The sequence below is a fragment of the Lapillicoccus sp. genome (assembly GCF_036559105.1).
Classification (GTDB): Bacteria; Actinomycetota; Actinomycetes; order Actinomycetales; family Dermatophilaceae; genus Lapillicoccus.
Genome location: NZ_DATBTV010000051.1, coordinates 19273 through 32006 on the forward strand (window position 1 = coordinate 19273; position 12734 = coordinate 32006).

12 protein-coding genes are annotated in these 12734 nt (G+C 72.9%); 3 read left to right on the top strand and 9 right to left on the bottom strand.

Going from position 1 to position 12734, the window contains the following annotated elements; translation table 11 throughout:
- Window positions 1-46: 46 nt before the first annotated feature.
- The 5 genes from VIG79_RS06920 to shbA form a co-directional block, all read right to left on the bottom strand.
- Window positions 47-1021, bottom strand: a complete 975-nt coding sequence (locus tag VIG79_RS06920) for an aminoglycoside phosphotransferase family protein (RefSeq protein ID WP_331883852.1) — start codon at window positions 1019-1021, stop codon at window positions 47-49.
- Between the two features lie 6 nt (window positions 1022-1027).
- Complete coding sequence (locus VIG79_RS06925) at window positions 1028-1927, bottom strand: acyltransferase domain-containing protein (RefSeq protein WP_331883855.1); 900 nt, start codon at window positions 1925-1927, stop codon at window positions 1028-1030.
- Entirely contained in the window at window positions 1924-3453 is a 1530-nt protein-coding gene (guaB, locus tag VIG79_RS06930) for an IMP dehydrogenase (protein ID WP_331883858.1), read from the bottom strand. The genes VIG79_RS06925 and guaB overlap by 4 nt, the downstream gene beginning before the upstream one ends.
- Before the next feature lie 108 nt (window positions 3454-3561).
- Window positions 3562-4647 carry a hypothetical protein gene (locus tag VIG79_RS06935; RefSeq protein ID WP_331883861.1) on the bottom strand — a complete coding sequence of 362 codons (1086 nt, stop codon included), beginning with the start codon at window positions 4645-4647 and terminating at the stop codon, window positions 3562-3564.
- On the bottom strand, window positions 4644-5225 hold the full coding sequence (shbA, locus tag VIG79_RS06940) for an RNA polymerase sigma factor ShbA (RefSeq protein ID WP_331883864.1): 582 nt from the start codon (window positions 5223-5225) through the stop codon (window positions 4644-4646). The genes VIG79_RS06935 and shbA overlap by 4 nt, the downstream gene beginning before the upstream one ends.
- A gap of 414 nt (window positions 5226-5639) precedes the next feature.
- Between shbA and VIG79_RS06945 the strand changes: the two genes are divergently transcribed.
- Entirely contained in the window at window positions 5640-5933 is a 294-nt protein-coding gene (locus tag VIG79_RS06945; RefSeq protein WP_331883866.1) for a WhiB family transcriptional regulator, read from the top strand.
- 79 nt (window positions 5934-6012) lie between these two features.
- Here VIG79_RS06945 and groL read toward each other — a convergent pair whose 3' ends face one another.
- Together groL and groES are read right to left on the bottom strand one after the other, a co-directional pair.
- Window positions 6013-7629 (bottom strand): chaperonin GroEL, encoded by a 1617-nt coding sequence (gene groL, locus VIG79_RS06950; RefSeq protein WP_331883868.1) that lies wholly within the window; start codon window positions 7627-7629, stop codon window positions 6013-6015.
- Window positions 7629-7922, bottom strand: a complete 294-nt coding sequence (groES, locus tag VIG79_RS06955) for a co-chaperone GroES (protein ID WP_331883870.1) — start codon at window positions 7920-7922, stop codon at window positions 7629-7631. The genes groL and groES overlap by 1 nt, the downstream gene beginning before the upstream one ends.
- A gap of 179 nt (window positions 7923-8101) precedes the next feature.
- Here groES and VIG79_RS06960 point away from each other — a divergent pair, with 179 nt between their 5' ends.
- Window positions 8102-9328, top strand: coding sequence for a class I SAM-dependent methyltransferase (locus VIG79_RS06960; protein ID WP_331883873.1), 1227 nt, complete (start codon window positions 8102-8104; stop codon window positions 9326-9328).
- A 238-nt stretch (window positions 9329-9566) separates the two neighbouring features.
- Here VIG79_RS06960 and VIG79_RS06965 read toward each other — a convergent pair whose 3' ends face one another.
- Window positions 9567-10358, bottom strand: coding sequence for a PfkB family carbohydrate kinase (locus VIG79_RS06965; protein ID WP_331883875.1), 792 nt, complete (start codon window positions 10356-10358; stop codon window positions 9567-9569).
- A gap of 127 nt (window positions 10359-10485) precedes the next feature.
- On the bottom strand, window positions 10486-11439 hold the full coding sequence (locus VIG79_RS06970; RefSeq protein ID WP_331883877.1) for a nucleoside hydrolase: 954 nt from the start codon (window positions 11437-11439) through the stop codon (window positions 10486-10488).
- Window positions 11440-11475: 36 nt separating this feature from the next.
- On the opposite strand from VIG79_RS06970, the gene VIG79_RS06975 reads away from it, so the two are divergent.
- Window positions 11476-12729 carry a glycoside hydrolase family 3 N-terminal domain-containing protein gene (locus tag VIG79_RS06975; RefSeq protein ID WP_331883879.1) on the top strand — a complete coding sequence of 418 codons (1254 nt, stop codon included), beginning with the start codon at window positions 11476-11478 and terminating at the stop codon, window positions 12727-12729.
- The last annotated feature ends 5 nt before the right edge of the window (window positions 12730-12734 follow it).

A 12734-nucleotide genomic window follows, 5' to 3' on the forward strand; every position in this document is an offset into this window, starting at 1 on the left:
AGGCGGTTTTCCCTGCGGTCCAGAGCACGAACCGGGTGAGGGGTGGTCAGGGGAGCGGTTCGAGGGCGAGCTCGAGAAAGAACCGCGATCGGTCGCCCCAGTCGACCAGCTCCTCAGCGGACGCGTCGGCGACCGCTCCCCACCAGGTCAGCGCGCGGTTCACCGGCTGGGTCACGAAGGCGGCGGACAGCAGCCGCTCCAGCTCCACGGCGTCGATCACGTCGGCCCACACCGACGCGTACGCCTCGACGATCGCCGGCCACGGCAGCGCAGTGCGCCGGTGGACCCATCCCCACGGGACGGCGAGACTCTCCAGCGGGTGCGCCCACTGCGCGTCCCCGAAGTCGAAGAGCCGAAGGCCCCGGTCGACCCCGAACACGTTGCCGGGGTGCAGGTCGCCGTGCTGGAGCGACGTCGGCATCGGCCCTGCGAGCAGGGTTCGGACGGCGTCCTCGACGAGGCCGGATGCGTCCCGGAGCCGTTGCCGCAGAGCCGCGTCGAGGTGCGACGGGTGCCCCGCGGGGAGCCCGGAAAGGCCATCGACCAGCTCCGCGAAGCGGGCGGCAACGGTATGCGGCGCGCAGTCCGGCAGCCCGGCAGCGAGAAGCTCGGGTCCGTGGTCGGAGAGCCGGCGCTGCAGACGAGCGGCCACCCGGACGACGGCCTGCCAGTCGGCGAGCGTCGCCTCGTGACTGTCACCGAGGGTGACGCCGCGGTCGCGCGTGACGACCCAGCCACGTCCGGCGTCGACGGCGAACGGCTCGTCGACCTCGGCCGGATCCAGCCGGGCGAGCGCCGCGTGGACGGCGGGCTCGAAGGCCAGCGCCGGGCAGTTCGCCTTGAACCAGAGGCGCCCGCCGTCGGTGGGGACGACCAGCTGCGTGGACCACGGCCGGATGCGTGGCTGGGTGATCTCGCCGACGACCCGCCCACCGGACGTCGTCACCCGCTCGCGAATCCAGCTCTGCGCCTGGGCGCGCCAGTGCGCCGACGCGACCACCTCGCTGAACGGCGTGGGCACGACGGCTCAGGCCACCCGGCCAACGTGCACCCGCCAGTGTCGGCCGGCCCTCCAGTGCGCGACGGCGGCCCGCTCCAGTGACGAGCGCTGCGGCAGCGACTCGACCGGCCCGGCCGGGTTGCCGAAGACGAACTTGCGCACCGAGGAGTCGCCGTCGTCGTCCTTCGCCGGTCCGACGCGGAACAGCCGCTGGAACTGCGCGATGTTCGACGTCTCGGGCAGGTACTCGAGCAGCTGCGGGTCCAACAGCCACGAGATGCAGTAGCGCACCCGAAGCCGCTGGTCGGGGAACCGGCGGCGCATCACCGTCCGCCCCGCCCGCAGCGACTCGCGCACGGCGCCGGGGTCGAGCGGCCCCGACTCGGGGATGTGGAGGTTGACGCCCGGCTCCCCCGGCGACCAGTCCGCGCCCTCGGCGAGGAACCAGGCCGACGTGCGCATCCCGGGCATGCACCGCTCGTGCTGGAGCCGCCCGATCTCGAGGATCGACCCCACCAGGTGCCGCGGCAGCCACCCGGCCAGCTCGTCACCGAGGCCGGCGTTCCCGAACCACACCCGGTTGCGCCGCAGCATCCGGCCGACGTCGCGCATGGTGGCGGCCATGAGGTTCGGCGCGAGCCCGACGTGGTCGGCCCAGGCCAGCGTGGCCGGCAGCGCCTCGGCGAAGGCGACGACGGGCAGGTAGGCGAGGACCGCCGGGTCGCCTTCGGGCCGGGGCGTCAGGGCGGGCGGAGGGGACGGCTCGCCCATCGCCGCCCGCAGGTCCGTGGCCGTGCGGTCGACCCACTCGGCCAGGTGGGCGTCGTCGCATACCGCTCGGGCTGCGGTCTGGACGCCGTCGAGATCGTCCGCCGACACGGCGAAGAGGGCGAGGGCCTGCTCCGTGAGGGCGGGCCGGCGGGTCACCGGGCCGAGTAGTTCGGGGCCTCGACGATCGACTGGATGTCGTGCGGGTGGCTCTCCTTGAGGCCCGCCGAGGTGATGCGGACGAACCGGCCGCGGGTCTTGAGCTCGGGGACGGTGCGGGCGCCGACGTAGAACATCGACTGGTGGAGGCCGCCGATCAGCTGGTGGGCGACGGCCGAGACGGGTCCGCGGTAGGGGACCTGGCCCTCGATGCCCTCCGGGACGATCTTGTCGTCGCTGTCGACGTCGGCTTGGAAGTAGCGGTCGCGGGAGAACGACTTCTTGCCCCGGGAGGCCATCGCCCCCAGGGACCCCATGCCGCGGTAGGCCTTGAACTGCTTTCCGTTGACGAGGACCAGCTCGCCCGGCGACTCCTCGCACCCGGCCAGCAGGGACCCGATCATCACGGTGTCGGCGCCGGCCACCAGGGCCTTGGCGATGTCACCGGAGTACTGGAGCCCACCGTCCCCGACGACCGGGACGCCGGCGGGGCGGGCCGCCTGGGCCGCCTCGTGGATCGCCGTGACCTGCGGCACGCCCACGCCGGCGACCACACGGGTGGTGCAGATCGAGCCGGGTCCGACGCCCACCTTGACCCCGTCGGCGCCGGCATCGACGAGGGCCTGGGCGCCCTGGCGGGTGGCGATGTTGCCGGCCAGCACCTGCACGTGGCGGGTGGCGGGATCGGACTTGATCTGGCGGATCATGTCGAGCATGAGCCGCGCGTGACCGTTGGCGACGTCAGGTACCAGGACGTCAACCCCGGCCTCGACCAGGAGCGACGCCCGCTGCCAGGCGTCGCCGAAGTAGCCGACCGCGGCCGCGACGAGGAGCCGGCCGTGGTCGTCGTTGCTCGCATGCGGGAACTGCTCCGACTTGACGAAGTCCTTGACCGTGATGAGCCCCGCGAGCCGTCCGTCGGGGTCGACGATCGGCAGCCGCTCGCGCTTGTGCTGCCGCAGCAGGGCCGTCGCGTCGTCGCGGCTGATCCCGACCGGCGCGGTGACCAGGGGCATCGGGGTCATCACCTCGTCGACCTTGGTCGTGGCCCACTCCGCGACGGGGGTGAAGCGCAGGTCGCGGTTGGTGATGATGCCGAGCAGCCGGTTGTCGGTGTCGACGACGGGCAGGCCCGAGACGCGGTACTGGCCGCACTTCTCGTCGAGGTCCTCTAGGGTGGCGTCCGCGCTGATGGTGACCGGGTTGGAGATCATCCCGGTCTGGGTCCGCTTGACGAGATCGACCTGGTAGGCCTGGTCCTCGATCGAGAGGTTCCGGTGCAGGACGCCGATGCCGCCCTGGCGGGCCATGGCGATGGCCATCCGGGACTCGGTGACGGTGTCCATGGCGCTCGAGACGAGCGGGACGCGCAGGCTGATCTCGCGGGTCAGCCGGGTGGTCGTGTCGACCTCGCTCGGGATGACGTCGGTCTCTCCGGGCAGGAGGAGCACGTCGTCGTAGGTGAGACCCAACGGGGCGAGAAGGTCGGCGGACTGCTCGGAGGGGTCGGGGAAACCCAAGCTCATCGTCCCAGTCTACGGGCGCCGTGACGCGGATCCCGACGCGGCCGGGCCGACCGGCGGGTCACTGACCGGACCTCTCGAGGACCTCGGCCGGGGCACCTCCGCCGAGGGCTACTGGCCGCCCGATCCTGGGGCGTCGGTGGTGGTCGCCGTACTGTCGGTGGTGGTGCCGGCGGGGTGAGGAGGGGCCTCACCGTTCGCGCTCTTCGTCGACCCGCTACCGGCGGACGTCGTGTCGCCGCTCTTGCCCTTGGCCTTGCCCTGGGTCGGCGCGCCCGAACCCGCCGGGTCACCCGGGACCGACCCCGTCGACATGGTGCCGCCGGTCGACCCGGTGCCGCCGGTCGACATGGTGGATCCCGTCGAAGCCGTCGAGCCGGTCGCGGCGCGGCCGTTGGCGTTGCCGTTCCCCTTGACGATCCCGTTCGCGTGCCCGTTCGCCGCGCCGTTGCCCGGGTTGGCCTGCGGCACCGTGCCCTGGTTGGCCTGGTTCGTCGGGGGGTTCTGCTCCGGCTTCGGCGGCTTGGGTGCCGCAGGAGCGGCGGCGGTCTTCCCGCCCTGATCGGACTGATCGTCCGGCTCACCGCCGGAGGCAGCCTGAGTGCCCTGAGTGCCCTCAGCGCCCTGAGCGCCCTGAGCGCCCTGGCCTCCGGCCGTCGAGCCCTTGGCCTGGGTCTGGCGGGCCTCCTGCTGATCCTGACGGTCGAGCTGGGCCTCCTGGATCGCCGTCGCGGCCGCGACCGGGACGCCGACCTCGATCGACGGAACCGCCCCGGGAAGTCCGGCGGCCCTGGCGCTGCCCGATGTGGGCACGGTCGGGAGGCTGCCGTTGGGAACGAGGAGGCGACCCTGGAACGGCGTGCCGTTGAGGAAGGGCATGACGAGGGCCGGCAACCCTTGCGGCAGGAGTGAGCGCGAGTGCGGGAGGCCGGACGCCTGGTCCGGCGGGACCGGCCCCAGCTCGACAGCCGCGGCGACCGTGGCACCGGAGACGGCGACACCGAGGGCGGCGAGCACGGTCAGGCCGCGATGGCGGCGTACCCGACGGCCCACGATCGGCCTGGGGATGGGGGTGTCGGCATGGTGCGCGACGGCGAGCAGCATCGAGCCCAGCTCGCCGTCGGTGTCGAGGCGGGCGCCGACCCGGTCGAGGAACAGGTCGTCGGCCAGCACGGAGCTCAGCGGGGTCGGCTTCATGACGCCACCCCATCCAGGCCGGCCGTCAGCTGTTTGCGCAAGGTGGTCAGGGCCCGGTGCTGGGCGACCCGGATCGCGCCCGCCGTCATGCCCAGGGCCGCGGCCGTCTCCTCCGTGGACATCCCCACGGCGACGCGCAGGGTGAGGATCTCCTGCTGCTGCGACGGCAGGGTGCGGATGAGGGCCATCGCCCGGCTCGCCTCGTCGCGGATCAGCGCCAGCTGCTCGGGCCCGGCGGTCACCTCGACGCCATCGGGCAGGTCGGCGACGGCCTCGGGGCCGCGGATCAGCAGACGCTGCGCGTCGGCCACCTTGTGTGCGGCGATCGAGTAGACGAACGCCTCGAACGGCAGGCCGCGGTCGTCGTAGGTGCGTAGGCCGGTGAGGACCGCCATACACACCTCCTGCGCAACGTCCTGGGCAACGTCCTCGGCTCCGAAACGTCCGAGCCTCGCCCGTGCGTACCGCAGGGCCAGCTGCCGCACGCGTCCCAGGAGAGCCTCGGCCGCGTCGCCACCGTCGCGTCGGGCCACGGCAGCGAGGTCGCGCAACGTGGGTTGCGCATCCACCGGTTCCATCGCGCCATGGGCCTCAGTCGTTACGGGCCCGTCCCGACCCGTGGACAACGTGGCTCGGCGGGCGTCGTCATCAGGCACATCGGCTGAGGGCCCACGGGGGAACGCTCCCCGCCCAGCCCATGACGCAGCAGCGCTCACCGCACCCCCAAGCCAGTTCCTGATTCTTCGCGTAGCGCTCGAACGATACCCGGTCACCGACACCCGCGCGGGCGCTGTGGCACACCTCCCGTCGGTGGGGCAACTCGGGCAAACGTAACCGTTCCGTGACGCGTTAATCCTCGCTCCAGTGGGTAGAGGACTGCCGATACGACCTTGTCGCGGGTTCCTCAGGGGCCGCGAGCCTGCCGACGGGGCCCCAACCCAAGGTTCGCGGCGAGTCGGGACGCCGGAACCCCTTCACGACCAGGAGGCGAGATGGCGGAGATCTCCAGGCTGCCGGGGCCGGTGGCCGACCTGTGGGACTGGCAGCTGCAGGGTCTGTGTCGACGCGAGAGCCCCGACGTGTTCTTCCATCCGGAGGGCGAGCGCGGCCCGGCCCGGCGCAACCGGGACTCTGCGGCCAAGCAGGTATGCGAGACGTGTCCGGTGCTGGTCCAGTGCCGCGCTCATGCGCTGCAGGTCCGCGAGCCGTACGGAGTCTGGGGCGGCATGACCGAGGACGAGCGCGAGGCCGCGTATGCGACCGGCTCGCCGATGCCCGCCGCCTGACCCGCATACCCCGGGACCGACGACAGCGGGCCGCCCCCAGAAGGGAGCGGCCCGCTGTCGTTCGCGCCTTCAGACGAGGTCAGTGACCGTGCCCGTGGCCGTGACCGGCCGAGGTGGGCTCCTCGTCCTCCTTCTTCTCCACGACCAGCGTGTCGGTCGTGAGGATCATCGAGGCGATCGACGCGGCGTTGCGCAGCGCCGAACGGGTCACCTTGACCGGGTCGATGACGCCGGCCTTGACCAGGTCGCCGTACTCTCCCGTGGCCGCGTTGAACCCGTGGCCCACGCCGAGCTCGGTCACCTTGGCAGTGACGACGTAGCCCTGCGCGCCCGCGTTCTCCGCGATCCACCGCAACGGCTCGTGGAGCGCCTTGCGGACGATCGAGGCACCCGTGCCCTCGTCGCCGGTCAGGCCGAGGTCGTCGATGGCCGACGCGGCATGGATGAGAGCCGAGCCGCCACCGGCGACGATGCCCTCCTCGATGGCCGCGCGGGTCGCCGAGATGGCGTCCTCGATGCGGTGCTTCTTCTCCTTGAGCTCCACCTCGGTGTGCGCGCCGACCTTGATGACGCAGACGCCGCCGGCCAGCTTCGCGAGGCGCTCCTGGAGCTTCTCGCGGTCCCAGTCGGAGTCGGTGCGGTCGATCTCGGCCTTGATCTGCGCGACCCGACCGGTGACCTCGTCGCTGTCGCCGCCGCCGTCGATGACCGTGGTGTTGTCCTTGGTCACGACGATCCGACGAGCGCTGCCCATGAGGTCGAGCCCGACCTGGTCGAGCTTGAGGCCGACCTCCTCGGCGACGACCTGGCCGCCGGTGAGGATCGCCAGGTCCTGCAGCATCGCCTTGCGGCGGTCACCGAAGCCCGGCGCCTTGACCGCGACGACGTTGAACGTGCCGCGGATCTTGTTGACGACGAGCGTGGAGAGCGCCTCGCCGTCGACGTCCTCGGCCACGATCAGCAGCGGCTTGCCGGTCTGGACGACCTTCTCCAGCACCGGGAGCAGATCCTGGATCGAGCTGATCTTGCTCTGGTGGATGAGCACGTAGGCGTCCTCGAGGACGGCCTCCATGCGCTCCGGGTCGGTGACGAAGTACGCCGAGATGTAGCCCTTGTCGAACTGCATACCCTCGGTGAACTCGAGCTCGGTCGCCGCGGTCGAGGACTCCTCGACGGAGATGACCCCGTCCTTGCCGACCTTGTCGAACGCCTCGGCGATGGTGGCGCCGATGCTCTCGTCCTGCGCGGACAGGGTGGCCACGGAGGCGACCTCGTCGTTGCCGTCGACCTCGCGGGCGTTCTCGAGCAGCCGGTCGTTGACCGCCTCGACCGCCTTGTCCATGCCCCGCTTCAGCGCCGCCGGAGCGGCACCCGCGGCCACGTTGCGCAGGCCTTCCTTGACCATCGCCTGGGCGAGGACCGTGGCGGTCGTCGTCCCGTCACCCGCGACGTCGTTGGTCTTGGTCGCGACCTCCTTGGCGAGCTGAGCACCGAGGTTCTCGTAGGAGTCCTCGAGCTCGATCTCCTTGGCGATGGTGACGCCGTCGTTGGTGATCGTCGGCGCGCCCCACTTCTTGTCGATGACGACGTTGCGACCCTTGGGGCCGAGCGTCACCTTGACTGCGTTGGCGAGGGCGTCGACGCCACGCTCCAGCGCCTTGCGTGCGGCGTCGTCGAACTCCAGCGTCTTGGGCATCAGGCGACGACCGCGAGCACGTCGCGGGCGCTGAGGATGAGGAACTCGTCGCCCTTGTGCTTGATCTCGGTGCCGCCGTACTTGCTGTAGATCACGCGGTCGCCGACGCTGATGTCGAGCGGGACGCGGTTGCCCTTGTCGTCGATGCGGCCCGGGCCGACCGCGAGGACCTCGCCCTCCTGGGGCTTCTCCTTCGCGGTGTCCGGGATGACGAGGCCGGACGCGGTGGTCTGCTCGGCTTCGAGCGACTTGACCACGATGCGGTCTTCGAGCGGCTTGATGGAAACCGACACGATGGTTGACCTCCCCTTCGGGATTGTCGAGATGAATGTCTGGGCTGCTCGGGGCTCGCCGTCGCGGGGGTCGACCCGCCGAGCGGATCAGCACTCTCGGGGTGAGAGTGCCAACCCCCCAAATCTAGGTAGGTGGTTAGCACTCGGTCAAGTCGAGTGCCAGCCTGCGAGGATGCGGCGTGGACCTCGCGGCGCTCGCCCTCCTCGTCGACATCGAGGGGTGGGACCTCCTGGCGTCGCTCCCGGCGTACGACGCGGGCGCCGAGCTGGGCCTCCAGACCCGCCTGCGCCAGGCCGGGTATGCGCCGGAGCTGGTCTCTGCTGCGTTGCTCCAGTCCCGGCTGCGAGCCCGGGCACAGGACAAGTTCGGGTCGTTCGCCGACGCCATGCTCTTCACCGTCGACGGTCTAGAGCAGGCGACCCGGTTCGCGGTGGCTGCGCGCCACGCGGCGCGTTACCTGCGGGCCGAGGTACGCCTGGTCCACGACCTCGGTTGCGGCATCGGCGCCGACGCGATGGCCTTCGCTGGGCTCGACCTCGCCGTCCGGGCGGTCGACGCCGACGCCGTGACGGCGACGGTTGCCGGTGTGAACCTGCGGCACTGGCCCGCCGCGCAGGTGGTGCACGGCCGAGCGGAGGACGTGGTGCTGCCGACGGGCGAGGAGGCCACGCATACCGGTGTCTGGCTCGACCCGGCCCGCCGCCTCGACGGGCCGGCCGACGCCCGCGGTCGGGCCCGGCGGGTGGTCTCGCTCGACCGGATCTCGCCGACGTGGCGCGAGGTGCAGGGGTATGCGGCGCAGGTGCCGGCCACCGGGGCGAAGCTGGCACCGGCGTTCCCGCACGCTGCGCGGCCGGAGGGCGCCGAGGCCCAGTGGGTGTCGTGGCGCGGTGACGTCGTCGAGTGCGCGGTCTGGTGGGGGCCGCTGGTGGAGGCGGTCGGGCGTACGGCGACCGTCCTGCGGCCGGGTTCGGACGCCGTGACGCTCACTGAGGCGGACGCCTCCGGTGCCGAGCCGCCGGTGGCGTCTCTGGCCGCCCTGGGTGGCTACCTCTACGAACCCGACCGGGCGGTGATCCGCGCCGGCCTGACTGGCGCGCTGGCGCGGCTCGTGGGGGGCGCGGAGCTGGACGACGCCGTCGGGTACGTCTCGGCCGCCGCTCCGTTGGACGTGCCCTGGGCGCACCGCTACACGGTGGCGGAGGCGATGCCGTGGAATGTCAAGGCGGTCCGGGGCTGGCTGCGCTCGAGGGGGGTCGGGCGGCTCACGATCAAGAAGCGCGGGGTCTCGCTGGAGCCGGAGGCGGTACGCCGACAGCTGCGGCTGAACGGTTCGTCGGAGGCGACGGTGGTGCTCACCCGGGTGGCCGGCCAGACCGTTGCGGTGATGGTGGACCCGGCCTAGAGGTCCGGGGTGGAGTCGGCGCGGTCGGCCCAGGGCCGCAATCCGCGAACATCCGCATCTCGACGGCGTTCCGAGGCCCCGACCACCGGCGGCCCCACCAGGGGCTGCATCTCGACGGCGTTCCGAGGCCATGACTACCGGCAGCCCCACCAGGAGCTGCAGGTCGACCGACGTTCCGAGGCCCCACACCAGGAACGGCATCTCGCCCGCGAACCGCGCGACCGCGCGGGTCGACGCCTCAGTCGTCCTCGACGTTGCCGGCCGCGGCCACCGCGGCCCGGAGCGCCTCGGGGCGGTCGCACCCGGCCGCGAGGGCGGCGGCGAGCGTCCCGCAGAACGCCTCCGTTCCGCCCGCCGCGAGCGCGGGCGAGCCCAGGTCGCCGCTGTCCATGCGCAGCCCGTCCCACACGGCGCCGGCCCGCCCGAACGTCACGCACAGCGACCGCGGCATCACGCCGACATCGGCCAGCATCGCCGCGTCCCGCTCCCCCACGACGAACGGGTCGGCCAGCGCGGCCGCCCCGGGGTCGACCGTGGCGTACGGGGAGGCGTTGACGACGACGCGGAGCTGTCGGCGGTCGGCCTCGCGGAGCACGTCGGCGACGACGGCCGGTGGCACGTCGAGCTGGATGAGGACCACGTCGTCGGGGTCGGTGTCGGCGAGGGCCTGATGGCCGTCGAGGGCCGAGTTGGCTCCGGGGATCAGCAGCGTGGCGTCCGGCTGGTCGCCGCCCTCGGACATGACGACGAGGTTTCCGGTCGGCTCGTAGCCGACGGCCTGGAGGCGGGCCTCGATCCCCTCCAGGGCGAGATTGCCCGCACACCAACGGCCCGCCTCGTCGTCCCCGACGGCGGCAACCAGGACGACCGGCACGCCATGGCGCTGCGCGGCCAGCGACTGAGCGACCCCGCGCCCGCCCACCGCGCGGCGGGTGCGCAGGGAGGTCGCAACGTCGCCGGCCCGGGGGATGTCCTCGACATCGGCGCGGATCTGGAGGTAGAGCGACCCGACGACGACCACGCGTCCCATCAGCGGCCGGACCTGTCCCGGGCGCCGCCGAAGCGGGCGCCGTAGCGGGTGTCTGGTCGTGATCGCGACCGACCAGCCGCTGTGCGGGGCGCTGCGACGGCCGCTACGACGCCGAACCGCTCGTCCCTCACGCCGCGCCCATCGTGTCGAGCCACAGCGCCGCATACCGGGGTCCGTCGACGTCGAGGGCGACGTCGACCTCCACCGGCGAGCGCCCGTGCGGGTCGTGGCTCATATCGCCGGCCCAGTGGCGCCGGTCGACGACGGTACGACCGCGCGACCACGACCCGCCGAGCTCGACGCGGACCGGCAGGCGCTCGGTCCGCAGGGCCTCGGGGTCGAGGACCGCGCACACCGCGCCGGCGTCGCCGATGGTGGCCGGGTCGCCGAACCGCTCGCACTGGAACCCGATGAGGAGTCCCGCGAGCCGGGCAGCCCGGTCCTCCGCGGCCGCGAGCCGGCTGGCCTGGGCGCCGGTGACCGTGGGCTGGTAGAAGACGTCCAGCCCGTAGAGGGTCACGCCCAGGCACAGGTCGGCGGCCGCATCGAGGACGATCGCCGCGGCCTCCGGGTCGTGGAAGACGTTGAACTCGGCCGACGCCGTGGCGTTGCCGACATTCGCCGCCCCGCCCATGACGACGATGTCGCGCAGTCCTGCGGCGACGTCCGGGTAGGTGCGCAGCAGCAGGGCGATGTTGGTGAGCGGAGCGAGCGTGACCAGGGTGACCGGCTCGGGCGCCTCCCGGATGACGTCGCGCAGCAGCTCGACGGCCGGCCGGGGATCCGGGCGGCGGGCCGACCTCGGCCAGTCGAGATCGCCGAGGCCGTCCTCGCCGTGGACGTGGCGCGCGTCGCGGGCGGCCTCCAGCAGGGGCCGAGCACTACCGGCCGCCACGGGGACGTCGTCACGACCGGCCGCCTCCAGCACGGTGAGCGTGTTGGCGACGACGAGATCCAGCGGCGCGTTGCCGCCGACGCAGGAGACGGCGAGCAGGTCGAGCTCGGGGTGACGGGCAGCGAGGAGCAATGCGCAGGCGTCGTCGACCCCTGTGTCGACGTCGAGGACCACCGGGCGAGGCATGGCGGGGAGCCTATTGGCCGGCGGTACCGTCGCACCGTGTCCCACCGTCCCGTCGTCGCCGCCGCGACCCTGCTGGCGCTCGGGACGCTGGCGGCGTGCGCGGCGGAGGGACCGGACGGCGGTGGCACGACCGCCACGACGTCAACACCCCCGCCGACCACCTCGTCCAGCACCACCTCGACCGCCGGCCCGACCGCCGGCCCGACCGCCAGCCCGACCGCCAGCCCGACATCGACGGCGACCCCCTCGACCGGCTGCGGACAGCGGCTGCTGGCGTCGCTGAGCCTCGAGCAGCGGGTCGGCCAGCTGGTGATGGTCGGCGCGCAGTACGGGACCAGCGTCGCGGCCCTCGACCCGGTCCTGCGGGACCAGCACGTCGGCGGGATCGTCCTGCTGGGCACCTGGGACGGGGCCCCAGCGGTCAGTGCGGCGACCGCTCACTGGCGCCCGGTCGGCTCCGCAGCCGCCGGCGGCGTGGGCCTGCTCGTCGCCGCCGACCAGGAGGGCGGCCAGGTCCGGCACCTGCGCGGTTCCGGCTTCACCGCCACGCCGTCGGCCCTGAGCCAGGGGCGGGCGGGGACCGCGGGACTCACCGCCACCACCGTGGCGGGCGAGCTCAAGGCGGTCGGCGTGAACGTCGACCTCGCCCCCGTCGCTGACACGGTCGCGGCGTCGTTCGCCCCGCGCAACGCACCGATCGGCGCATACCAGCGCGAGTACGGCAGCGACCCCGCCGCCGTCACGAGGGCCGTGGTCGCCGCCGTGGGCGGCTACCAGAACGGCGGGGTCAGCGCGACGCTCAAGCATTTCCCCGGGCTCGGCCGGGTGACCGGCAACACCGACCTCACGCCGAACGGCACCACCGACGCGACGACCACGGCCGACGACGCCTACCTCGAGCCGTTCCGGGCCGGCATCCGGGCCGGCGCCGACCTGGTCATGGTGTCCTCGGCGCTCTACCCGAAGCTCGACCCGGCCAACCGGGCGGCGTTCTCGCGGCCGGTCGTCACCGGCCTCCTGCGCGAGAAGCTCGGCTACGACGGCGTCGTCATCTCCGACGACCTCGGCGGGGCGCTCGCCGTCGCGACCGTCCCTACTGCCGACCGAGCCACCCGGTTCGTCGAGGCGGGCGGCGACATCGTCCTCACCGGCATACCCCTCACCGTCCCGACGATGGTCGGCGCGCTGCGTGACCGGGCGAAGGCGGACCCCGCGTTCGCCGCCCAGGTCGACGCGGCCGCCAGGCGGGTCCTCGAGCTCAAGGTGAGGCGGGGTCTGGCCGCCTGCTAGGCCAC